Genomic DNA, 24,811 nt, shown 5'->3' on the forward strand with positions numbered 1-24,811 from the left:
TTTTATTGAGAGGCTGAACGTGACTATTCAAACTGAACAAGAATTCCTTGCCAGTTATGATCGCCGAGATTATGACGCACCTTTACTCACGGTCGATATGGCTATTTTCTCGGTATTTAATGGTCAGTTGCAGGTATTACTCATTAAGCGACCCAACTTTCCAGCCAAAGACCAATGGGCTTTACCGGGTGGTTTTGCCGATTTAACCTATGACCAAGATTTGATGGCCACAGCCTATCGTAAGCTAGTCGAAAAAACAGGAATTGCTTCACCTTACTTGGAACAAGTTGCTTCTGTCGGCAATGCCAAACGTGACCCGCGTGGCTGGGCTGTGACGATTTTGTATTTTGCTTTAATTGATTTTAATGCCTATCAATACCAAGCTTTGGCTGAGTACAGCGAATGGGTGTCTGTAGCAAAAGCACAAGATTTAGCATTGGCGTTTGATCATAATGAATTGCTCAGCTTAGCTTTAGAGCGTTTAACCAATAAAACCCGCTATACCGCATTACCAGCCAGTCTGATGCCTGAATTATTTACACTTACCGAGCTACAGACTATTTATGAAATTATTCTTGGGCAATCGTTAGATAAAAAAGCGTTTAGACGCCGTATGATAGAAGCAGGTGCAGTTGAAGAAACCAATCACAGTAAAATTGTGGGAAAACGCCCAGCTCAGCTTTACCGCTACGCACTCGATTCTTTTGATTTTATATTTCCACGCTCACTCGAATTACCCAGAAATAAGGAGGGTGAAGATAAGCAAAACAATGAGCTTTCTGACTAGCGCATCTTGATGCACTTTGATTTATAATGCCGCGCTTATGATTGATGTCATCTTTTGATCAGCACTTTGCCTATGTCACACGTTTCTCCCTGCTTCCAACAAAATCAGTTTTTTGTGTTGGTGGAATATCTCACTTCACTGCATGAAATTTATCCTGTGAAACATGAGTTTGCAGGATATCCGGCTGCAATGACATTGGCAGATCGCGTACATTCAGATCATGATATTGCTCCGCTTGAAGCCAGCATAAGTTATCCGGACTCAATCGATAAAGTCTTACACTTTTCAGGTAAGGCCCGAGATATACAAGACTTCGAGCAATTTTTAGAACAAGCTCAAGCAGCCAATATTCAAAACTTGTTATTGCTTACAGGTGATAAACTCAAAGAACACCATAATGGTCGAGATGGGCAGCCTCGTAGTCGTTACTTAGAGTCCGTAAACGCCGTAATGGCTGCCAAGCAACATGGCGGGTTTCGTATTGGGGTTGCTTTTAACCCATTTAAATATGTTGAAGCTGAGCGTGATGCACAGTATTTAAAACTACATAAGAAAATTAAAGCAGGTGCTGACTTTATCATTACCCAATTGGGCTATGACATTGAAGCTTTAAAACAAGCCAAAGCATTTTTAACCAAAAACAATTATTCACAGCAAATACTGGCTTGCGTCATGCCACTGACTTTAGGTCGTGCCAATTTTATGGTGAAGCATAAAGTTGCAGGTATTGTAATTACTCCCCACATGCTAAAAGTCTTGGCAGATGAAAAACAGGCAGGGCATACCGACCGAGTTTATTTACGCTGCGCTTTGCAAATTTTGATATGTAAACACTTAGGATTTGCAGGAATTCACTTATCTGCCTGCCATAAGCCAGAGGAGCAAATGCTGCTTGAAAGCTACGTCGAGCAATACAGACATCTGGAGCTTAAAGCTTTAGAAGAGCTTTGGAATTCACTTTGGCAAGTCACTAAAGGTAAAGAGTTTTCGCCTGAAATTGCTCGGTTTTCGCGTCAGCCAACGTCTAAACAAATCATTAAATATCGCCAACTGCATGTTATGCATGAAGCAATGTTTGGTTCAAAAATTGCTAAAGGTATTGGACGGTTTATTTTTAAAGCGTCTTTTTGGGAAAATACTTTGGTCGCTAAAGTATTACTTAAAACAGAAGTACTGAGTAAACATAGCTTAGTGGGTTGTGAAAGCTGTGGTCAGTGTCGCCTAAGCGATACTTTATATATTTGCCCTGAAACGTGTCCAAAAGGTTTAGCCAACGGGCCTTGTGGTGGAACAACTTTAGACCGCTGTGAATTTGGTGACCGTGAATGTATTCATTCGGTCAAAGCAAGACTTGCTAAAGCTGTTGAACAAACTGAAATATTAAAAGAAAAACTCATTCCAACTGTGCCTCTTGAAATCAGAGGAACCAGTTCTTGGAAAAATTGGTATTTAGGTGTGGAAGCTTAAGATTTGCATTCCATCTTAAGCACAACGATAGTTCAAATTAAAAAGCGGTGTATAAGCTAATAGAAGTCAAAAATTATAGTAAATATTTTAAGTTAAACATCAATAGATTAGTTTAAATTATAGTTTTTAACATGTAACGCCAAATTTTTCCCAGTTTCACAAGATTGAAGATAAAGGTCAAATGAAGGTGTTATGCTAGAATCAATTAAGGAATGAATTGCAAAAAGTTTTTTTAATTGTTCGATGTAATAGTTAATAAAATCAATTTCGTTATCAAAATTTAATAAACTTTTCAAATTACATTGAAAATTCTGAAAATTGCTTAAATCAGATGGAAGGTTAAAACAACAAATATCTATTGTCCACTCTTTAACTTCATATATTCTAGAGCGAATAATTGGTATACCTTCTATATCAATTTTCTTAAAAAACTGCTCAATTGGTATAGTATATAAAGAAGTTTCACAGCCATTATATATTGAAAAAATTATTGTAGTATTAATTAGTACCTCTTTTGGTATTCCTTCTATTAATCTTCTTTCAACTTCTTTATGAATTATACTTAATTGGTAAAGATTTAGATCAGTTGGATTTAAACTCTTAAAGTAATTCATAATTCTATTTATTAATACGGTATCACCAGTTCCTGCGATAGCGCCTCTACACCATAATTCTATTTTTGATTCATCATTATTTGATACGCGCATTGCCCCTGTTTCCAAGTCAAAGATCATTGCCCGTTTGTCTGCTGAAATCAAGATAAAATCCCCTAAGTGGGCGGATATAATCATTGTCATAGATATACATTATTTGAATTTTAAAAAGATGTGTTATTCTAGACACAAAATTACATTATAGAGAATAAAAATGGCTGGTGGTTCACGTATTGTAATAAATAAGCAAGGTATTATGATTTCAACAGGTGGAAAAATTTTATATCAAGCTGGTCAACATATTTTCAAAAGTGGTGCTGAAGTCGCTGTAAAAGCTCGTGTATTACCAACATTTGTACCTCATGAAGAAAGCCATCAATTTAAAGTTATAGATGAAAATAATAATCCATGTGAAAATACGGAATATTTAATTTTAGATCAAAATAATCAAGCACATATAGGTAAAACAAATAAAGAGGGCTTAACTAAACGAGTTTTTTATGCTGAAAATACTGAATTGAGAGTTTTTTATGGTGCTGATGCTATTGAAAAAATGGAGCAGTTAGGGTTGAAATAATTATGGCCGAAAATGAAGTTAAATATAAGAAATTCCAGAAAGTTAGAACAGCAAATGATAAACCTACAACTTCTGTCGTCTTAAATAAATATATTGTGACCATTGGTTTTGAGGTTAACTATCCTGATGCTTTTGTTGAACGTGATAATGGTTGGGTTTCAAAAAGTAATGAGCGAACACAATTGCTAGATATTGATTATGGTCATGCTTTTTTTTACGTTACCAAAAATGATATTGTTGAAGTCTTTTTTAGTTTTGGGCCATCTGGTGCAGGAAAAAGTGGATGGTTTAATAAAGGAAATAGCCAAGCACCAAACAAATGGAATACTGGTGCCCCTATCAAAGATGGATATGCTAGTAGTCGGCCAGGAACACCTGATTATGGAATTGGGGAAACTGCAACGCTTTATAGAATAGTGGTTAACGAAGATTCAGCTAAAAAAATAATTGCTGAAGCTAATCAAGTACGTCAACAAATCATTTCTGGCGACCAAAAGTATACAGCTTGGATAAATGATACTTGTGCTGAAACAGCTAGGGATATTTTAAGTAAATATATTAGTAATTTACCGGATGGGACTGGAGCTATAAAGCAAGCTGGTATCCCTACTTTAAATGTTATAAATCCCTATATGTGGCATTATAATTTTAAGAAATCAAAATTTGCTAAACCTGAAATTATTTATCCTCTTGCAGGGAAGGCTTCAGGAAAAGGTGTTATTTCGGAAGGATTTCATTTAATCAAAGGTTGGAGTTTAAAACCTAAAGATAAAGATCCATTAGTTGATGAAGGATATATTATTAAAAAATGAAGAATTTAAGTATAGGATTAGTTCTTATGATTTCATTATTTGGTTGTGCCAATTCCACCGCTAAGCATCAAGACAAATTCTTAGCGCATATTCATGAAAATACACCAAATCCTTACAAGGAATGTATGGTCAAATATATTAAAGACCATTGGGATGAAGTTTGGAAAACTTACAATACTGAAAAAACTAGGGAGGCTCGTGGTGAAACAGATATAGTCAATTTCATGATTGAAAAGTATCTATCTGAATGTAAAAAATAATACATTTGAGCTAAATTTATTTTTATGTATTTAAGGCTTTCAAAGCCCTGAGTTTTCAGGGTTTTACTAATAGCCGCTTTTAAGAAAGAAATATTTTTAAGTAGGCAGTATGCTTTAAAATTATTTTAATATTTGCATATAAATGTTATAGAAAAGGATGGAGTTAGTAATAAGAATAAGCTCAAAGGAAGCGCTTAACCGATCTTCTTAAAATTCGTTGGATTTCGTTGTATAGGTAAACAATGACCGCACTTTTAGAAAAGGATTTCAGCCCATCTGAGTTTACATTGTTCTCCGAAATATTATGGAAACTTGGCTCAGGGAAAGGGCAATACAATTTACGTGAAAATATCCTTGCAGATATTGCCATCTTATTACGGGCTGATTTCGCGGCATCTTATATTTGGGATTCAACCAATAACTTATCGAGAGAAGGCGTTATATGGAAAATCGACCCAAAAGCGATGGAGGACTATGAGTGTGTTTGGCAATTTGATGATCCGATTACTGTACAGCTTCGTAAACGTCAAAAACCAACCTTTGTAAATGAGGTTATGCCTCTCGCAGACCTGAAAAAAACACCCTATTACAATGAGTTTTTGAGTGCCTATGGTTTGTATCATGGCATCAATATTTATTTTGTCCGAAACGGTATGGATATTGGTGATTTACGCATTTGGCGTGCGAAAGACGCTGACATGTTTGGTGAACGTGAAAAAAGAATATTAAGCCTACTTGAACCTTATTTTACCCAAGCCTTACCAACTAATTTATCAAGTCAATACGGTTTGACTTCGCGTGAACAAAAAGTGGTTCGCTTGGTAATTAAAGGTTTAAGTGATAAAGAGGTGGCAAATTTACTTGGTATTAGCTTTACTACATTAAGGACTCATTTGAACAATTCTATGAGAAAAATCGGCTGCAATAATCGCACTGAAATGGCCTTGCTCATTCGACATTAAAGTTTAAGCAATCCTCAAATTTGAGGATGCGAATCAATGAGCAATTTATACTAAGTTCCTAAAATTACAACTTAAATGGATTCTAAGTTACTATGTTAAATACAAATGAAAAAAATAATGGGATCGAATCACTCGATTTATCAAACGCTTCAGTAGATATCATTACTAAACTCATTCATGAAAGAAAAGTATCTTGTGAAGAGCTTGTGCATCATTACTTCGATAATATTGAAAAACAGCAATCTTTAAATGCATTTATTAGCACAGATAAAGCTTCAGCAATTCAACAAGCTCAATATTGGGATAAATACCTACTGAGTGGAAAACCATGTCCAGCTTTGATGGGTATTTTAATTGCGGTTAAAGACAATATTCATGTTGCAGGTTTTCCCAATAGTGCAGGTACGCCAGCTTTAGCTCAATTTAGACCTCAAACTTCTGCCCCCGTTATTCAAAAGCTTATTGATCAAGGTGCAATCATTGTTGGTAAAGCCAATATGCACGAATTAGCCTTTGGGGTAACAGGTTATAATACTGCCATGCATATAGAAGGCGTTGTGGGTACACGAAATGCTGTAAACCCGTTACACATTGCTGGTGGGTCTTCTTCGGGCAGTGCGGTGGCTGTTGCAGCGGGCATGGTTCCGATTGCTATGGGTACAGACACAGGTGCTTCTATTCGACTGCCAAGTGCCCTAAATGGTTGTGTAGGTTTTCGTCCAACAGTAGGACGATATTCACAAGAAGGTATTACCCCAATTTCACATACTCGCGATACCGCTGGCCCAATAGCTCATACCGTATCTGATGTTATTTTAATTGATGAGCTTATTACTCAAGAACCAAGAAAAGAACCATTTGAGCCTCATCAAATTCGACTCGGTATCAATTCATATTTTTGGAATAATTTAGACGAAGATGTTTATGAGCAGGCTCGTATTGCGCTTGAGCTTTTAAAAAGTGCAGGAGTCGAAATTATTCCGGTCGATATGCCAAATTTAGAACAACTCAATCAAGCTATTTCATTTCCTGTGGCCATCTATGAAGGCAAATATGACCTAATTCAATATTTGAAAGATCATCATGTAAATTTGACCATAGAGGCTGTAGTCGATCAGATCTCAAGCCCAGATGTACAGGCAATTTTTAAACTGAATATTCTTCCTGAGCTAACTCTAGATCCGACGGGGCAACTTGTTCCAGTTTTACCTTTGTATGAAAAAGCGATTAGCGAAGCTCGGCCACAATTGCTTGAACTCTATCAAAACACATTTAAAGCGCATAACTTACATGCTTTATTATTCCCAACATCACCAATTGTGGCACCACTAGCAAATGAACAAGTTTATTCAATTGAAACTTTCCAGACCCTCATGCGAAATACAGATCCCGGCAGTAATATAGGAATACCAGGGCTGAGTTTACCTATTGGAAAGGGGGCGAAATCAAAACTGCCAGTTGGTTTAGAAATAGATGGCTTAGCTCATCAGGACAGTGAAATACTTGCTATTGGAATAACTTTAGAAAAAATTTTCAAAGGTTTAAATCAATAAAAAATCACTTAAACTACTATTTTTAAAGGTTTGTTTTTGCTTTTAAATAATGGGTTTGAGATAGTTTCTGCTTTTATTTTATCTGGAAAAATATAAGTCACTTTACTCGGTAGAGTGACTTAATTATTAAAAATTACCGTTTATCATCTTTAATGATTTTGTTAGATTTCTTATTGTTGTTTTTAAAAAATATAATATTTATAAATTATATATATTCTATATGTATAAGTATAAAAATTTTGATTGTTAACTCATTTTTAAATTACATGTTATTTTAATTAATAATACTTAAATATTACACAATAAAACTTATTGTTAACATTTTTGCAATAAATTAACCGATTTGGAGTTTTGAATAAAATATAAATAATTTTGGTAATTTGTTAATTAACAAATATTTATGTTTGATTTTTAAATCGATTTATTAAGAGAAATCTATCGTAATTAGAATTAAATATTTTTTAAATATAGTTTATATAACATGATTTATTGACATAAATAGAAAAAATATATGGCAAAGAGGTCAATGATATTTAATTAACTTCAGAACCATAATTTGCACCAAATTTTACGCTGTCACGATTCATTGAATAAAACCAAGTGAAAAGTTACGTAAATAAGAAACCAATAATTTTATTGGCTTAAATAAAAAATCGAATATTACAAATAAGCGGAATGAATATGGATAACGTAGCTCAGCTAGAAACTGATACTAATTTCCAAAGTCGAAAGAAAATAACATGGGGGGTTTTTAGTGTCCTGTTGTTATTTTTAATTGCTGGTATCGTATATTATTTTTTTGTATACCGATTTTATCAATCTACTGATAATGCTTATGTGCAAGCCGATGTAACTTGGGTGATGCCAAAGATTTCAGGCGAAGTGATGGAGTTATTAATTAATGATAATCAGGTGGTAAAAAAAGGGGAAACTTTAGCGGTATTAGATCACCGCGATTATCAAGCTCGTTATGATCAAGCCCGTTCTGTGGTCAGCTTGAAAGAAGCCGCACTCGGTGTACAACAACAAAATGAAAAGTCTGCCAAGTCATCAATTACAGAAGCAAATAGTGGCGTAGTTGCAGCACAAGCCGATTTAACTCGCTTAAGAAAAGAGTTTGAGCGTTATCAAGACTTATTAAAAGATGGCGTGATTACCCGTCAAAACTTTGAGGGTGTTCAGTCTCAATATTTAACAGCTCAAGCACAGCTCAGCAAAGCGCAAGCCGCCGTAAATGCAGCAGAAGCTCAGTTGGGGAGTTTACAAGCGAGTCGAGCACAGCTTTTAGCAGATATCCAAAGTGCCAATGCAAATTTGAATCTCTATCAGGTCGATCTAGCTTCTTCAAAAGTGGTGAGTCCTGTGAGCGGTAAGATCGGTAGCCTTGCAATTCAAAAAGGCTCACGTGTTTCTCCACAAACCCGCTTAATGGCGATCATTCCTGAAAACAGTTTGTATGTACAAGCGAACTTTAAAGAAACCCAAATTGAAAAAATGCATGTTGGTCAGAAGGTGAAGTTAAAACTTGATGCCTATCCGAGCCTCACCTATACCGGAAAAATTGAGAGTTTTTCACCAGCTTCAGGTGCAACTTTTTCACTCATGCCACCGGACAATGCAACGGGCAACTTTAACAAGGTTGTACAGCGTATTCCTGTACGTATTGCCATAGATTCAAGCCCACATATTGATTTGATAAAACCTGGAATGTCGGTGAGTGCCACCGTTGACCTAAGAACTTAATAAAAATTTTAGGTAATAAGAAAATGAATAAGCATGTTGAAGCCGAGTGGAGGTTTCCTGCAAAAACTGCATGGGCAATTTTTGCTGCCATGATTTTTGGCAACTTCATGGCGATTCTTGATATTCAAATTGTGGCGAGTTCTCTAAACGAAGTTCAAGCTGGCATGAGTGCAAGTCGTTATGAAGTCACTTGGGTACAAACGGTTTATTTAATAGCCGAAATTATTGCAATTCCAATGTCGAGTATTGTCTCGCGGGTGCTTTCAACACGGGTGTATTACACCATCTGTGCAATTGGTTTTACGGTGAGTTCTTTACTTTGTGCTTTGTCATGGAACTTGGAAAGTTTACTGGTGTTCCGTGGCATTCAAGGCTTTATGGGCGGCGGCATGATTCCGACTTCCATGACGGCGTTGTATTTACTGTTCCCCGAACCAAAACGGTCATTGCCTTTGGTCATGTTTGGCATGATCAGTACTTTAGGGCCTGCGATTGGCCCCACCATTGGAGGTTGGCTCACCAATAACTTCTCATGGCACTGGATGTTCCTGATCAATATTATTCCGGGCATTATCATTGCTACGGTCATTTACTCAGGCCCAAATATCGACCGAGCGAACTATTCACTCATCAAAAGCATGGACTGGTTTAGTCTGGTCGGTATGGCGATGTTTTTGGGTGGGCTTGAATATTTCCTCGATGAAGGTGCACGACATGACTGGCTTGCAGACACAGGCGTTCGTATTGCTTTTATGGTCTGCCTGATAGGCGGCATGATTTTCTTCTCTCGAAGTTTTACCCAGCCTAAGCCTTTGCTCGATTTATCGGTATTTAAAAACAAAAACTTTACCTTAAGTGCAATTACAACGTTTGTGATTGGTATGGCGCTGTATGGCTTGGGTTACATGATTCCCGTGTTTCTTGGGCAAGTCCGTGAAATGAACAGTAGCCAAATTGGTCACGTCATGATGGTGACAGGCATTGTCATGTTCTGTTTTGCACCGTTCCTTGCGTGGCTTATTCCTAACTTCGATACCCGCAAAACCGTATTTGTGGGAATGGTTCTGGCTGGTTTTGGTGTATGGCTAAATTCGCACCTCAGTATTCACAGCGATTATGACTTTATGTTTTGGCCGCAAATTTACCGAGGTATTGGTCTTATGATCTGCCTAATTGTGGTGTCGCATTTGGCGATGAGCACTTTGCCACTTAGTAAAGTGGCCGATGCCAGTGGTATTTATAACCTGATGCGCAATATCGGCGGCGCGGTTGGACTGGCGCTGATTAACTCATCCTTAGACTGGCTGACCGCCATGCATGTTACCCAGATTAATCAGGCGATGACACCGCAAAACTGGATTTTTACAGAAAGGCTTGACCAACTCACGGCGCAATATCAAGAAGTCGGTGCAAATGCCCAGCAAATCGCGCTGAGTGTGATTTATCGCGACATTCATTTTCAGGCTCTGACATCGAGCTTTAATGATTTATTACGCATGCTCGCAATCATTATGTTTGTGACCGCCTTTTTAACCATCTTTATGGACAGGGGGAAGAAAATGAATATGTAAATTTTTAGCAGTAAAAGACAGCTTTTTAAAGAATGAAAACAATAGGGCATATCAAAACGTATCCCTTCTTAGAAAAAGAACATTTATACGAGTTTCTAACATCGCCGTACGAGCGAGCGGAACTCACAGATCTGAATGTGGGAGATTAAAGTATTATGATTAATACAACATATAAACTGATTTCAAAATTGAACCTGAAAAACGCAACTTATGGGCAATATTTTGAAAAAGAGCAAATTGATACTGATCGACTAAAAGAGATGTATTCCATTTACGAACAGTATTATGAAAATACCAGATTTTCTATTTTTGTAGATGATTTTGAAAATAAAAGCGGTGCGATCTTAATTTTTGACTCAGAAACAGATGAGATTGTGGGTTTCTCGACTGTTGTGGTGCAGCACTTCTACTTAAACGGTAAAGACTACACCGTGCTCTTTAGCGGTGATACGGTCATTTTGAAGAAGTTCTGGGGCACCCGTAGCTTACAAAGTACCATGCTCAAGCTTATGATTAAGCTTCGCATCAAATATCCTTTTAACGAACTTTATTGGTTACTCATTTCTAAGGGCTATAAGACCTATCTATTACTTGCCAATAACTACTATGTCTATTACCCAAACATTAAAGATGAAAACCAACACCTTTCGGAAGTGGTTGAGCACTACTGTGAGAAATTCTTTGGTGAATATTACGACCGTGAAGCTGGTTTACTCAACTTTGGTGATGACTATCAGCCACTAAAAGGCGAAGTTGCACCCATTACCGCCGAAATGCGAGAAAAGAACCCAAATATTCATTTCTTTGAACAAAAAAATCCGACATGGAAAGCCGGTACAGAACTGCCATGTATTGGTCGTCTAGGCTGGAAAGATATTGCCCGTTTCCCAGTTAAGCTCATGACTAAGCCAACCAGTAAAGGAAAGTTTGAAGCTTGTGTAACCCATAAAACAAAACGTAGAGAGGCCATCCAATGAAAACTAATGAATGGCTAACGCTTGGCTCGCATCTTATTTTAAAAAAATGGTGTGATGCATCTGACCGTAATTTCCAAAAACAGTTTAATGCTTTAGAAACCACACAACGTCAAATTTTGCATTCGATATTACAGACCTCGACCTTTGCCAAAGATAAAAAGGTTCAAAACTATGAGCAGTTTGTAAAAGCCTTTCCTGCGACTCGTTATAGCGCATGGCGAGAAGACATTCAGCGTTACCGTGAACAAAAGCTTTCACTGTCTAGTAGTAAGCTGGTTCGTTTCCAGCCAACCAGTGGTTCGAGTGAACAAATCAAGTTTATTCCATATACCAAGCTGTTTTTAGATGAACTTGACCATGCGATTGCGCCGTGGATGGCAAGTTTATACCGTAAGTGTCCAGAGCTTAGTTCGGGTACACATTACTGGTCGGTGTCATGGTTACCTGAAAGTCAGCGTGAAGTTTTAAAAGATAAAAACTTAAATGATGACAGTGCGCTACTTGGCGTAGGTAAGCGCATTTTATCTAAGTTTACCCAAGCCGTTCCAAGTAACGTTGCTTTTGCAGCCAATGCAGATGATGCACTGTTTGCCACCATTTGTTATTTGGTCGCAAACCGTAATTTAGCGATGATTTCGGTATGGAGTCCAACGTTTGCGTTGCAATTGCTTGAGCGTTTGGAGTCATTGCAAAAAGACGTGATAGAGGTGCTTAACAGTGGCAAATGGGGCAACCGTCAGGCTTCACTAAAAGAAGTGACCGCACCCCATAGCCGTGAAAGTGCTCAAGCATTAATTGCAAGTTCAAACGGCGCACAGATCGACTTTAAAAAACTTTGGCCAAAGTTAAGTCTGGTTTCGAGTTGGGATACCGCAGGCTCAAAAGCTTGGGCCGAGAAATTAAAAGAGAAATTGCCCAGTGTTCAGTTTGAAGGCAAAGGGTTATGGGCAACCGAAGGTGTAGTGACTATTCCCTATAACAACCAATACCCATTGGCCTACCAAAGTCATTTCTATGAGTTTGAATACTTAGAAGGTGAGAAACAAGGTCAAATCGTTCCTTCATGGCAACTCAAACAAGGCGATGTGGTCAGCCCACTCATTACTTCGGGGAATGGCTTACTGCGTTATTGTCTAGATGACTGCTTAAAAGTGACTGACTTTATAGAGCAAATTCCGTGTTTTGAGTTCCAAGGCCGCCGTTTTGGGGTAGATCTGGTCGGTGAGAAACTTGCACCTGAAACTGCCCAGCAGTTGTTGTCTCAGTTAAATGAAACGGAATCGAAAGCGATTTCTTTACTTGCCATTGATACTCAACAACAAGTTAAACCATTTTATTGTGTGCTTTTTGAAGGTGAAATTCACCACAGCATTAGCAATGAATATATCGACAGTATTTTGCGTCAAAACTTCCATTATGAACTTGCACGAAACTTGGGACAGCTCGACCAGCCTCAAATTCGCCAAGCCCATAACGGCTGGAATGCGTATAAGCAACTGGTCATGTTTGATGGCATTATCGAAGGCAATATCAAACCTGAGCCACTTAAAAAAGTCACCCTCAATAGTTTGGAACAACTATGAAAGGGATGAAGTCATTTAATACTCGATTTTTAACACTTCGACACGCCTTGTATTTAGGCGTGTTGGTTGTGTCGAATACACATGCCATGACTTTAGACGAGGCGTTGTCTGCCAGTTTAAGACATGAAAGTCAGCTTGAAGTCAGCCGTTTAAGCGTAAACCAGTCTACCGCTATGCTTGAACAGGCTAAACAGCGCGATGGACTCAAAGTCAATTTAGTTGGGCAACTTGACTATGAAAGAATAGATACGCCACCAAAAGTTATGTTTCCAACCGAAGGAAACCGTAAAGGACGAAGTTTGCAGTTACAGGCAGATTATCCGATTTATACCTCTGGGCGGCATCGCTTGGGTGTAGATATTGCCCAGAGTCAGCTTTCTGCCCAACACCAAGGTTTGTCAGATCAACGGTCGGAAACGATTTTAAATACGGTCATGGTCTATACCGACGTATTAAAGAAGAAAGCCATTTTAGAACTCAGACAAAAGACTATGGCAAATCTGCAACGGTCTTTATATGAGTCAAAGCGCCGTTTTGATGTCGGTATGATTACCCGTGCAGACTTGGCTCAAGTTTTGGCACAAGTCGCGCAAGGCCAAGCCGATATTACACAGGCGCAGTCTAACTTGACTGTAAGTGAAGCACAGTTTTATCAAGTAACTGGTACAACACCTGACAACCTTGTTGCAATTAAACAATTGCCTGCTATACCGAATGGATTAGATGAGATTTTGGCGCAAACCAAGAACCATCCAGCTTTAATGCGCGCTAAATATGAAATGCAAGCCGCAGAGAAACAATACGCTTTAACTAAACGGGAACTGTGGCCAACAGTCATGCTGACCAGCCGTGCCGGAAAGCAAGATGAAGCGAGTTATATTGGTTCTGAAAGTAATAACTATATGATTGGAGTGCAGCTCAATGTTCCGCTCTATGACGATGGTTTAAATCGCGCCAATGTTAAAAAAGCGCAGGCCGATATCGATTTGGCTCACCAGAAAATACGAAGTCTTGAACTGGACTTAAATAAGCGTACCCGTACCACCTACGCGCAGCTTCAAACCATCCGACAAAATAAAGACGCACTGGCAAATGCCATAGAGGCAGCGTCGATTGCCTTTGTTTATACACGTAAAGAGTTTGACGTGGGCACCAAAACCACCTTTGACTTGCTTAATACCGAGCAGAAGCTACTCGATGCCCAAACTCAGAAAACCGTAAATGAACAAGACGAAGTGGTGTTTGTTTATCAGCTCCTCGACCAAATGGGGCGCTTAAATAGTTTGGTTCCTATGCAGACCGCACAACAGGTGAATAATGAATAAAACAAATACACCACTCGTAGAAAATACCCTGATTACCCGTGAAGCAACTTTGGCAGACGACGAGGCTTTGCGAGAGTTAATTGCGGTGCCCATGACCACCAAAGGTATACAAATTAGCTTTCAGCGTGAACCGAGTTATTTTAAGGCGTCCGACATTGTGTATCGGCATAAACTGCATGTTGTAATTGAAGACACCGAGAGTCAAAAGAAACTCGCTTGTTATAGCAATGGCTATCGTCCTTGTTATGTTGATCGGAGCGTTCAAAACTTGCGATACGCTGGCGACTTACGGGTAGATCATAGTTATCGGGGTAAATCACTGGTGAAGGTATTAGCCAAGCATGTAAAACAGACCATGCACGCACCCAACTTTAGCCAAATGATTATTTTTGGGTGGTGTTTCAAAAAGTATGCTGAAACAAAGCAGGTTGAATTTTGATAAAATAGAGAAATGCGAATAACTCTAGAAATCAAATGTCCAACCTGCCTCAGTGACAGTATAAAGAAAAATGGCATCAAAGTAGATGGGAAACAAAACTATCAGTGCAAAGACTGTAAACGTCAGTTTATTGGTGACCATGCTCTGAGCTATCTAGGATGTAATTCAGGCATTACTCGAAAAATATTACAGTTGATGGTCAGAGGTAGTGGTATACGAGATATCGCTGAAGTTGAGCGAATCAGTATCGGTAAAGTTTTACGTACTTTAACCGAATCGACCTACCAAATTCAGCCTAAACAAAGTCATTATGAGTCTCTTGAAGTTGATGAGTTTTGGACTTTTGTGGGAAATAAAAATAATAAACAATGGCTTATTTACGCCTACCATCGAGAAACAGGTGAGATTGTTGCTTATGTTTGGGGTAAAAGAGACTTAGCTACAGTTCAACGATTGAAAACAAAGCTTAAACAATTAGGTATTCACTACACCCGAATTGCAAGTGATCATTGGGACAGTTTCATAACTGCTTTTAAAAACTGCAAGCAAAGTATTGGTAAATTTTTTACTGTAGGTATTGAAGGTAATAATTGCAAAATAAGGCATCGAATTAGGCGTGGTTTTAGAAGGAGTTGTAATTTTTCAAAAAAGATTGAAAACCATTTTAAAGCTTTCGACTTAACCTTTTTTTACATCAATAATGGCTTCATTTAATGTCAGCATACTTTTTGAAACACCACCTATTTTTGATGATAACCATGCCGCACGCGCCGCTATACAAACGGGCAAAACCGGAATGCCTGATTATTATGATGAAGGGCTTATAGAGACACTCAGTCTGACGAGTACTGGCGCAAAACGAAAAATCACGGCTTTTCTAAAGCAGACTTCTCAGCAAAGTGATATTCAAGAGATTCATAGTTGTATAGCCGAAGCCGAACATGTACCAGCCATGAATCAGTTTATTCGCGACATGGCAGAATACTATAACTTTATTCCAGCCTATAACTTTGAAGAACTTGCTCAAGGTCATCAGTATTTTTCAGGGATGAAACTCTCAGACTTTTCACTTTACTTTAAGGATGAAAAACTGGTGGGGATGTTTGGCTTGTGGGATCAGCATAGTATTAAACAAACTAAAATTCTAAATTATACTTCGGCTATAGGTGTGCTTAGACCCGTTTATAATTTGCTAACTCCAATTACTAAAGGGATGCGTTTGCCTAAACTCGGTGACTCGATTCAGTACCATGTATTGCATACGCTTGTGTGTCATCCCGAAGATTTAGCTTTGCATCATAAAATGCTCGAAGACGCTTATAACCAGTCCAAAGAGCAGGGTGTTGGTGTGGTGAGTTTTACACTTTCCCATAAAGACCCGCGTTATCAGTTAAATCAGTTTTATAAAGGTGAGCGTTTAACGGGTATGCATGGTTTTATTAGTTATGAGGGCGACCCAAGACCAAATTTTGATAAAAACCTGATTCCATACTTAGAAGTTGGGCGTATTTAACGCTTAGATAGCTTCGCCATAGGTCATGAATGCGCAAATATTTGCTCAATTCTTATGAATGTTAAATAAGTTTGAGCAAATATATGCGCAAAATGGTGAATGTTCGTTAGAGCAAGAGACTTTTTAATAGTGATTTTGATTACGTTACAAAATCAAGATAAAACGTTTTTGATTTAATAAACCTAGCAACTTTGACCCTTTAGGCCAACCTATCTTGCGCCGTTGAAACAGCTAACATGGTTTGAAGGTAATAATCGACGCGTGAGTGATTATTGTCCTTATGTGAGTTATGCGCATTAAAGGCTGCATCATGAAGTTTCACCACTCGAGCAATTGGATTTAAACCACAACGGAATAAATATTCTTCGCGTGTTTCATCTTCTCGTTTAGTTAATGCATCGACGGCATCGCGGATTTCTTTTCCAAATAAACTTTCGATTTTGTCTAGGGTAAGAGGCGTGTCTTCAACACTATCGTGTAGAAGGGCGGTAATAATGTAGATTTCTGAAAATTGATGCTCGATTAATGAATTGACTACACCTTTAATATGGTACTCAAAGTAATCATGAGGCCCATACTTTTGACCTTGATGAGATTCTTTTGATAATTTCTCTGCGAGTTCAACTTGATTTTGAGTCATTTTTTGCTCTTATCACTTTAAGTATATGACGCGGCCTAATTTGTAAGATGGTCGCTTAGGTCATAATTTTATACTGAATAGCTGCTTTGTTGTGAATACTCTGGTTTGTTTGGAGAGCCTCCGCAACGTGATATTCAACGTATGCAAAAGAATAAATAAATTATTGCTATCTAAAAATATGCAATGCGCAAAAATTTGCTCAAATTTATCTAAAATAAATAAAATTGCGCAAATATATTCACAAAAAATCATTTTTATAGTATTTTTGAGAAAATAATTGCTCATTTACACGAATGAAAAAATTAACAATACAAGCTTTACTAAATAAAAACTGGATAGATATAGCAGAGCTAAAACTGTTAGAACCTAAGTTGGGTTCGGCTAGTGCCAGCGAACTAGAATATGAATTGGATTATGCTATTCAATACTTAGACAGACGAGATGAGCACGCCTGTAGTTTATCGCTTCCTGTACAAATTCTTATAAAACACGAATCGAACACATGGTTTGGCTTTTTAGATGACATTGTTCCATCTGGAGCCGCACGCCGTTATTGGGTGAACTATCTAGATTTACAACGTTTAACCCATGCAGAGCAAGAAAGTATTCTGTTAGAAAAAGGTGGGATGGCACCCGTTGGTAATTTACGAATTAAGGAAGCATTACCTCCTCTAAACCCAGAATCAACCTTACATTTACGTTATTTTTCTAAGGAAGATGTGGCTGAGCGTAATATTGATTTTCTGGAATATGCTCAACAAATGGGAGCTATTAGTGGTGGTGCAACTGGTGCAGGTGGTGAAGCTCCCAAGTTACTTATTCGTGTTTCACCAGAGCAACAAGTCTGGATTGATACCTACCAAGAACAATTTGATCAGCCAGATCAGCATTATTTAGTTAAATTTCCGCGAAATAAACGTAGTGAAATTGATTGTGACATTCTCAGAGCTGAATATTACTACTATCAAATACTCAATGAGTTAGGTTTTAGTACTATTGAAACAACGCAAATGCAGCTCATTGAAGGTACAAAATATCCATCTTTGTGGCTACCACGATTTGACACAGAATGGCGTGATCAAAGTTGGCATCGTCATGGCCTAGAGTCTGTGTATTCGATACTCAATAAATCTTCAGGCAGTCATCTTAATCATTTTGAAGTCATTGAAGATCTATGTAGATTACTCACAAGCATTGATGCAGATTTTGATGCTTCACAATTTGTTTGTGAGTGGTTACAACGAGATTTACTCAATATCATTTTTGGTAACTCAGATAACCACGGTCGTAATACCTCATTCCTAAAAAAATCTGGAAAAGTTTATCTTTCGCCTATTTATGACTTTGCACCTATGAAAGCCGATCCAGAAGTTGTGACCAGATCGACGACTTGGGGAAGTCCATACGAAGAAGGTGGTGAATACCGTTGGGCGCAAATTACTCAAAAACTTGCTACTTGGTGTGATCCTGCCGTATCGCTAGCAACATTAAAGACTCTGGCAAATAATCTGCTTGGCTTAAGACAACGATTAGTTGAGAAAGGTGTTCCGAAACAAATTATTGAAATGCCTGCGCTATCATTTGATTACATAGAAGCTAAATTAAAAAGATGGGAACTGCTATGAATATAAAAAATCAAACCCAAGACCGTCAGCAAGTTCTTATCGATTTATATAAACAGTATTTGTTGAGTGAGATTACGCTAGGACAACTGCTCTCGTATTTACGCAAAAATGTGTTGGGCTTGTCTCAAGAACAATATGCAACTTTAGTGGGTATAAGCCGTCGAACTTTAACAGACATTGAGCAAGATAAAGGTAAACTGACTCAGTCTGTGTTGGATAAAGTATTTAAGCCACTTGGTTTAAAAGCAGGGCTTGTGCCTACGCATGAACATATTGTGAGTAAAATTATAAAGCCAAGCGAGTAGGTACCTAATGAATATTCATTAGGGTAAGCTCATGAACGTTATAAAAAAAGTTTTTGAGCTTATCTAGCCTATAACTTTTAACTTTTTGAAATTTTAAACTTTAACTTAATGATATAAAAGATGATTGTAAATATTACTTAAGAATTTCCTTAATTATCTAATTAAATGAAAAATAATAACTATTTAAATAATTTCTAGCCAATTTCACATTGACACCTCAAATATTGGAGATTACCATTTGCGGGCTGGCCTACATCGCCAGTCGGTTTTAGCAGACCGTTTGTTTCGACCGCATCAGGATTATTTCTTCTGAGGAATAGTTTTGTGCGCGCACTCCCAGTTCCCTCCCGTAGCGGTAGGACGGGAGAGGGACACCCTCGGGTGTGCTGGAGTCGAAACCAGTCTGCTAACCCTCTTCCGTTCTGCCACCATAAATTTTATGCTCTGGCAGAACTCCATATATAAGGAGTTGGCTTTGCACATCCATAATTTCTTGGCAACCATTGCCAAAAGCTATAACAATACAGCTTAAAACATTTAACGCAGCTTGATCGCCGTAAGGCTTTTTCAGGCTTTAGCTCGTTATTACTTAAAACTTCATCAACAACTAAAACTTGAGATGTGCTCGGCACAGTCTTTACGGCTTTGCTACGCCTTTTTTTCACCTTTAGAAAAGTGGAAGGGTTTTATATCTCATTTATATACAACAAAAATTTAATTTATAACGGTAAAAATATGCAAAATTTGACTCTCCCAACACGTGCATTAAAAGTCGTAAATAAATCAATTGAGCTGTTTCACTACAACGGGTTTCATATAGTCGGCGTGGACAGACTTGTAAAAGAGTCTGGTATTCCAAAAATGACCTTTTATACCTACTTTCAATCTAAAGAACGCTTTATTGAAATTTGCCTGATCGTACAAAAAGAACGACTCCAAGAAAAAGTAGTCTCTATGGTCGAATACGACGAATACACCAGCGCAGCTGATAAACTTAAAAAGCTCTATGACTTACATGCAGACATAGACGGGCTGTATTACCTGTTATTTAAAGCCATTTTTGAAACGAAAAATAACTACCCAAATGCGTACACAACCGCCGTGAGATATAGAACATGGCTCACCAACGAAATATATAGCCAGCTTAGAGCACTTAACTCCGATGTTTCTTTTACAGATGCCAAACTCTTTCTATATATGATTGATGGTGCAATCATTCAGCTTTTAAGCTCAGATGAAGTTGATGAAAGGGTGTTGGAGGTGTTTTTGAGGGGGATGGGGGGTAAAATTCATTGAATAATTGAGTAGATGATTAAGTCCGGACTAACTATGAATATGTATTTGAATTCTTATTTTTCATGTTGAAGAGTACAGACAGTTCTGTATAATGCTATTTCACATAATATAAATCAATAATATTTAAATAGGTAAAATATGAAAAACTTAGCATACTCAAACACAATAAATTCAGAAGAGCTTTTAGATGTTAACTATCAAGATTCTTTTTTAGCTTTAAAAAGTTCGTTTGAAAAAAATGGCTTTTTACAATATAAGGCTGCTGAGGTTGATTCAGATTCAAAAAGAGTAATATTTGAAGAGTTTCAAATGTTAGAAAAAGATCAATTTGCTCCTTCAGATACCCAGCGATATCGTCGGTACGGAAATGCTTTAATATTGCCATGGGAAAAAGAGATAAAACCAATTTGGTTACCACCTGTAGCAAATGATAATGGTGAATATTTATCAGGATATGACCAAGGGAATAACAACCCCGAACATAGCTCTATCAGATACTTTAATGCTTTAAGTGAAGATGTAAAAAAGACTAAGTATTTAAATCAACTTGTTATTGATGATTATAAGTTAACATTTGGACTAAACGATCATTATCTTCCTATTTATATTGGGGTACATTTTGTTAAATTAACCTCTAATTCAAATGGTATTTTAGGAATTAGTTCACCAGATTGTTTTCATCAGGATGGAGAACCTTTTACTTTTGCTCACTTAATTTATCGTAGTGGTAATATTGTTGGAGGGGAAAATTATATAGCTCATCCAAGTGAGAGAAATAAAAGTCTAAAAGAGGTTAATGTTGAGAATATTTATAGTCATTTTACATTAAAAAATATTTCCGATAGTTTCGCTGTTCATGATTCCTCTGTATGCCATTATGTATCACCAATTAAAAAAGTTGAATCATATCAAGATGATTTAATAGGTGAAAGATGGATGATTTTAATTGATTATTCCCTAACGAAACAAAACATATGATAAATCACCTTATATTTTCATTACTCCCTATCATATTAGCTCTGGTCTCAGGATGGGGAGTCGGACAAGCCGCAAATAGTAATACTAGAGATAAATTAGTTAGTTATATATCTATTCTAGTTTGGTTACTTTTAATATCTATAGGATTTCAATTTGGTAGTATTCTTTTTGATAAGCAATTAGGTACAAAAGTAATTTTAGAATCTTTTGTTTATTCAACAATAATCACTTTAGTTACTTTTATCTTTTTATTTAAAAGGGTTAAAAATGTAAATGAACATAAAAAATCTTTATCTGAGATTTTTAAACCTATTAAAGAATGCTTAATTGCCATTTCTATGGTTATTATTGGTATGGTCTTATATCTTTTACTGCCTAGTGGTTGGAGTAGTGAGGTTATAAGTAGTATTTTACTTTATATTTTAATTTTTTTAGTGGGAATTGATTTATCAACGATTAGAATTCAATCTCTAACTATCAATCACTTTAAGGTGCCCTTAGTTACAATCCTTTCATTATTTGTTGCGGCTTATGTAGCAAAATTTATTTTAGGTAAATCTTTTTTTGAACTGGTCGTTTTAGGAAGTGGCTTTGGATGGTTCTCTCTATCGGGACCGTTAATAGGAAAGCTATTAGGACCAGAGCAGGGCACATTTGCTCTACTTACTGATTTAATCAGAGAGTTTTATGCCATAGGACTATTATATCTTCTTGGAAGAAATTATCCGAATCCTGTGATTGGAGTTTGTGGTGCTACAGCTATGGACTCAACACTTCCATTTGTAAAAAACAATTGTTCACAATTAGATGTTCAGATTGCTATTTTTAGTGGTTTTATTTTAACAGTATTGGCACCTTTTTTTATTGTGTTCTTTTCAGTATTTGTCTAAAAGAATATGATAAAAATTAGTTGGATATTGACTAAAACCTAATTAGTTATAAATAAATTTTAGCCAGTGGTTAGACAATAGGTATTGTCTCTGCTGGCTAAAATTTAAATCAATCTCACTTGATTTTATATTCAAAGTATTTTTCAAAAGCAGCCATAGTTTTAGCATTCTTAAATAAGTTCTAAGGTGTTTGGAATACTTTTACCATCGAGTATGAGTGGTTGATATAACTGATACTTTACTTTTAATAATTTTCTAAAATAAGATCTAATAAAATTTTATTCAAATAACTTTGAGAAGAAATATGAAAAATATTGAAATTTTAGAAATAAAAGAAATTGGTGACTATGAATAAGGCTTATCACTATTGTTAGAAGATTCTATAAATAGCGGAGCTTCTATAGGTTTCTTAGCTCCCGTAGAAAAGAACGAAGTCTTAGATTATTGGCGTGAGGTCAACCATAAATTAGCACAAGGTAATAGTCGTCTGTGGATTGCCATTCAACAAGGAAAAATTGTAGGTAGTGTTCAATTGTCCTTGGTGAGTAAAAAGAACGGCGTTCATAGAGCCGAAGTTGAAAAACTCATGGTTCTGACAAAAGCAAGAAAACAAGGAATAGCAACATTTCTAATGAATGAACTAGAAAATTTTGCACGAGAAAAGGATTTGCGCTTACTTGTTTTAGATACGCGTGAAGGCGATGTCTCCGAACTTTTATATAGCAAAATTGGATTTGTTCGTGTGGGAGTAATTCCAAGTTTTGCATTAAGTTCAAACGGGAACTATGACGGCACAGCTATTTATTATAAAAATCTTGATTGAGGGCTGATATAAGTATCTACAGAGCAACCCATTTATCATTTAATTTTTATATTCAAAGTTTTTTCTAAAAATGAATCACTTTTAGTTTTCCAGACATTAGCAGGCACAGGATGTTTGGCATCTTGAATAAGTTCTAAAGTGTTTGGAATACCTTTACTATCAAGTACTTGATGTAGCTGAATACTTTGCTTTGGGCCAACAATAGGGTCTTTAGTGCCAACTAATATAAGAGTAGGTGGATACTGAGACGAAATTGGTAATGATGATCTTGTACTAGATGCTGTTTCTATATTTTTCTCAGCAGTTATAGATTCATTTATCTCGTTCATAACATTTGACGGTAGTGTTCTAGCGTTAGAACTCCACTCAGCATACATACCTTTAAAGTCATAAAACCCAGAGACCAGAATTAAAGCATTTATCTTTCCAGAATTTGCTACAACATTTGCTATAGACGCACCACAACTAATTCCAACTACTGCAACTTTGTTTGGGTCAACATTGGGCTGTGATCGAGCAAAATTAATGGCTTGTATAAGATTATTTTGTGAGGCTTTACCACAAAAGTCTGATTTCCCAGATGACTCACCATATCCACTCATAGATACAGCAAAACTGAAAAAGTTCTTTTTAGCATATTCACTTAACAAGCCTGAGCGTACAAAGGCTTTAGCACCTTGTTTATCTTTCTGAATACCATGTAAGAAGATAATTGCTGGATACTTTTTATCGGCTAAGAGAGCTGGTTTTTTCCAATAAATCTCAGTTGTTTGATTGTTTGCTATTAAAAGTTGATGCTGTGCTTGCTTGGTATAAATATAAGGAAGAATAGATACACGGAAAAAGGCATAGAAGCCAATAACTAAAATCAAAGGAAGAATGTAGCAAAGGGCTATATTCTTTTTCTTATTAGGAAGCATGAGAACTCTTATAGTTATTTATGGTTGTGAATGATTCTCTAACTATTGAAATTTAAAATCAATATATAAGTTTATTAATTGTTTTTGCTAAATTGAATACTCAAGACAAGGTTTGGAAAGTTCCCCGATTGAGAAACTTTCCAACATCTTTTTTAAAGATACTTTTGAAAGAATGGAATAATTTTTTCTAAGGCTTGAGCAACAGGTTCAGGTTGATCATATAAGTCATAATGGCTTGCACCTTTAACTACAAAGAGGTTTTTATCTTTAGAAGCCGCTTTGCTATATAGCTCATAACCGTCACGATATGAACCGAAGCCTCCCGGAACTCCACCAATCACAATTTGTAAGGGTTGGGTGAGTAGATGATCTGCCAAATGAAACGCATCAAACCCAACAGCAGCCGCTAACCCTGAAAAGCGAAGTTTATTGGGTGAACCTTCTGACTGACCGCGCGGGGTTTTGTAGTAATCTACAGCTTCTTTAATATCAATATCATGAATGCCAGCTTGTTCACGCTCTTGTTGTGAGTTAGGGATGTACTGAGTAATAAACGGTTCGGCACCACGAGCTTCCGCAGTACGTTGTGCTGCAATGGCTTCTAAAGTTTTAATGGCAGCTTCAGGTGTTTGGTCACCTTCACGCATTAAACGACCATAGTTTGCTGCAACCACAGTTGCGACTGCTTTAAAACGGCGTTCAGTCATAGCAGCATTAACAGCATAACCACCGCCACCACACACACCTAATACACCAATACGGTTTTCATCAACATAAGTAAGCGTTGTTAAATAGTCGGCTGCACAGCGGAAATCCTCTACACGTGTTGCAGGGTCTTCAAGAAAACGAGGTTCACCACCACTAGCACCTTGATACGATGCATCAAATGCTAAAGTAATAAACCCAGCTTCAGTGAGTTTTTCACCATAGATTGCGCCGGCAGTTTGTTCTTTACAACTGCTAATTGGGTGGGCGCATACAATCGCTGCATATTTTTTGTTTTCATCAAAATCTTTTGGAAAACGTATAGTTGCAGAAACATCAATATTTTTATTTTTGAAGGTTACAGTTTTCATCATCTTATCTCCAATAGAGAAACTAGGTCGATGAAA

General features: G+C 37.1%; 22 protein-coding genes and 3 pseudogenes. 21 read left to right on the top strand and 4 right to left on the bottom strand.

Annotated features, from left to right (window positions below; all coding sequences use genetic code 11):
* Positions 1-19: 19 nt before the first annotated feature.
* Complete coding sequence (gene ntrR / locus F985_RS12645; protein ID WP_004701502.1) at positions 20-787, top strand: ADPR responsive transcriptional repressor NtrR; 768 nt, start codon at positions 20-22, stop codon at positions 785-787.
* Positions 788-859: 72 nt separating this feature from the next.
* Positions 860-2,254, top strand: a complete 1,395-nt coding sequence (locus F985_RS12650; RefSeq protein WP_004701504.1) for a methylenetetrahydrofolate reductase C-terminal domain-containing protein — start codon at positions 860-862, stop codon at positions 2,252-2,254.
* Positions 2,255-2,361: 107 nt separating this feature from the next.
* On the opposite strand, the gene F985_RS12655 is transcribed toward F985_RS12650, so the two are convergent.
* A complete protein-coding gene (locus F985_RS12655) occupies positions 2,362-3,012 on the bottom strand; it encodes a hypothetical protein (protein ID WP_228128569.1) in 651 nt (216 codons plus the stop codon).
* Between the two features lie 109 nt (positions 3,013-3,121).
* Here F985_RS12655 and F985_RS12660 point away from each other — a divergent pair, with 109 nt between their 5' ends.
* The 13 genes and pseudogenes from F985_RS12660 to F985_RS12720 all read left to right on the top strand — a co-directional run.
* A complete protein-coding gene (locus F985_RS12660; protein ID WP_004701508.1) occupies positions 3,122-3,484 on the top strand; it encodes a hypothetical protein in 363 nt (120 codons plus the stop codon).
* 2 nt (positions 3,485-3,486) lie between these two features.
* Positions 3,487-4,296: a hypothetical protein gene (locus F985_RS12665; protein ID WP_004701510.1), complete on the top strand. Its 810-nt coding sequence runs from the start codon at positions 3,487-3,489 to the stop codon at positions 4,294-4,296.
* Positions 4,293-4,556, top strand: coding sequence for a hypothetical protein (locus F985_RS12670; protein ID WP_025469128.1), 264 nt, complete (start codon positions 4,293-4,295; stop codon positions 4,554-4,556). The genes F985_RS12665 and F985_RS12670 overlap by 4 nt, the downstream gene beginning before the upstream one ends.
* 242 nt (positions 4,557-4,798) lie before the next feature.
* Complete coding sequence (locus F985_RS12675; RefSeq protein WP_004701512.1) at positions 4,799-5,518, top strand: response regulator transcription factor; 720 nt, start codon at positions 4,799-4,801, stop codon at positions 5,516-5,518.
* Between the two features lie 92 nt (positions 5,519-5,610).
* Positions 5,611-7,071 carry an indoleacetamide hydrolase gene (gene iaaH / locus F985_RS12680; protein WP_004701513.1) on the top strand — a complete coding sequence of 487 codons (1,461 nt, stop codon included), beginning with the start codon at positions 5,611-5,613 and terminating at the stop codon, positions 7,069-7,071.
* Positions 7,072-7,752: 681 nt separating this feature from the next.
* Positions 7,753-8,814 carry an HlyD family secretion protein gene (locus tag F985_RS12685; protein WP_004701514.1) on the top strand — a complete coding sequence of 354 codons (1,062 nt, stop codon included), beginning with the start codon at positions 7,753-7,755 and terminating at the stop codon, positions 8,812-8,814.
* A gap of 23 nt (positions 8,815-8,837) precedes the next feature.
* Positions 8,838-10,385 carry a DHA2 family efflux MFS transporter permease subunit gene (locus tag F985_RS12690; protein ID WP_004701515.1) on the top strand — a complete coding sequence of 516 codons (1,548 nt, stop codon included), beginning with the start codon at positions 8,838-8,840 and terminating at the stop codon, positions 10,383-10,385.
* Between the two features lie 188 nt (positions 10,386-10,573).
* Entirely contained in the window at positions 10,574-11,362 is a 789-nt protein-coding gene (locus tag F985_RS12695; RefSeq protein ID WP_171063669.1) for a hypothetical protein, read from the top strand.
* Positions 11,359-12,945, top strand: coding sequence for a GH3 family acyl-acid amido synthetase (locus F985_RS12700; protein ID WP_004701517.1), 1,587 nt, complete (start codon positions 11,359-11,361; stop codon positions 12,943-12,945). The genes F985_RS12695 and F985_RS12700 overlap by 4 nt, the downstream gene beginning before the upstream one ends.
* The gene (locus F985_RS12705) at positions 12,942-14,270 is read left to right on the top strand and encodes a TolC family protein (protein WP_004701518.1); all 1,329 of its coding nucleotides are present in this window, start codon (positions 12,942-12,944) and stop codon (positions 14,268-14,270) included. The genes F985_RS12700 and F985_RS12705 overlap by 4 nt, the downstream gene beginning before the upstream one ends.
* Positions 14,263-14,661: pseudogene (locus F985_RS12710) on the top strand (hypothetical protein); the annotation flags it as partial. The gene F985_RS12705 and the pseudogene F985_RS12710, both read left to right, overlap by 8 nt.
* Before the next feature lie 60 nt (positions 14,662-14,721).
* Positions 14,722-15,423 (top strand): IS1-like element ISPa14 family transposase, encoded by a 702-nt coding sequence (locus F985_RS12715; protein ID WP_001223318.1) that lies wholly within the window; start codon positions 14,722-14,724, stop codon positions 15,421-15,423.
* 28 nt (positions 15,424-15,451) lie between these two features.
* A pseudogene (locus F985_RS12720) lies at positions 15,452-16,222 on the top strand (hypothetical protein); the annotation flags it as partial.
* A gap of 199 nt (positions 16,223-16,421) precedes the next feature.
* Here F985_RS12720 and F985_RS12725 read toward each other — a convergent pair.
* Entirely contained in the window at positions 16,422-16,862 is a 441-nt protein-coding gene (locus F985_RS12725; RefSeq protein ID WP_004701521.1) for an HD domain-containing protein, read from the bottom strand.
* Between the two features lie 293 nt (positions 16,863-17,155).
* Here F985_RS12725 and F985_RS12730 point away from each other — a divergent pair, with 293 nt between their 5' ends.
* The 6 genes and pseudogenes from F985_RS12730 (at position 17,156) to F985_RS12750 (ending at position 22,779) form a co-directional block, all read left to right on the top strand.
* Positions 17,156-18,487, top strand: a complete 1,332-nt coding sequence (locus F985_RS12730) for a type II toxin-antitoxin system HipA family toxin (protein WP_004701522.1) — start codon at positions 17,156-17,158, stop codon at positions 18,485-18,487.
* The gene (locus F985_RS12735) at positions 18,484-18,792 is read left to right on the top strand and encodes a helix-turn-helix domain-containing protein (RefSeq protein WP_004701524.1); all 309 of its coding nucleotides are present in this window, start codon (positions 18,484-18,486) and stop codon (positions 18,790-18,792) included. Before F985_RS12730 ends, F985_RS12735 begins: the two co-directional genes overlap by 4 nt.
* Positions 18,793-19,527: 735 nt before the next feature.
* Positions 19,528-20,088 (top strand): TetR/AcrR family transcriptional regulator, encoded by a 561-nt coding sequence (locus F985_RS12740; RefSeq protein ID WP_004701526.1) that lies wholly within the window; start codon positions 19,528-19,530, stop codon positions 20,086-20,088.
* 138 nt (positions 20,089-20,226) lie between these two features.
* Positions 20,227-21,066 carry a 2OG-Fe dioxygenase family protein gene (locus F985_RS0104365; RefSeq protein ID WP_004701528.1) on the top strand — a complete coding sequence of 280 codons (840 nt, stop codon included), beginning with the start codon at positions 20,227-20,229 and terminating at the stop codon, positions 21,064-21,066.
* Positions 21,063-21,956, top strand: a complete 894-nt coding sequence (locus F985_RS12745) for a LysO family transporter (protein WP_004701530.1) — start codon at positions 21,063-21,065, stop codon at positions 21,954-21,956. The genes F985_RS0104365 and F985_RS12745 overlap by 4 nt, the downstream gene beginning before the upstream one ends.
* 304 nt (positions 21,957-22,260) lie before the next feature.
* Positions 22,261-22,779: pseudogene (locus F985_RS12750) on the top strand (GNAT family N-acetyltransferase).
* A 35-nt stretch (positions 22,780-22,814) separates the two neighbouring features.
* Here F985_RS12750 and F985_RS12755 read toward each other — a convergent pair.
* Both F985_RS12755 and F985_RS12760 read right to left on the bottom strand, forming a co-directional pair.
* Positions 22,815-23,699, bottom strand: coding sequence for an alpha/beta hydrolase family protein (locus tag F985_RS12755; RefSeq protein ID WP_004701533.1), 885 nt, complete (start codon positions 23,697-23,699; stop codon positions 22,815-22,817).
* Between the two features lie 152 nt (positions 23,700-23,851).
* Positions 23,852-24,775 (bottom strand): alpha/beta hydrolase, encoded by a 924-nt coding sequence (locus tag F985_RS12760; protein WP_004701536.1) that lies wholly within the window; start codon positions 24,773-24,775, stop codon positions 23,852-23,854.
* Positions 24,776-24,811 lie beyond the last annotated feature (36 nt).

The sequence above is a fragment of the Acinetobacter seifertii genome (assembly GCF_000368065.1).
Taxonomy (GTDB): Bacteria; Pseudomonadota; Gammaproteobacteria; order Pseudomonadales; family Moraxellaceae; genus Acinetobacter; species Acinetobacter seifertii.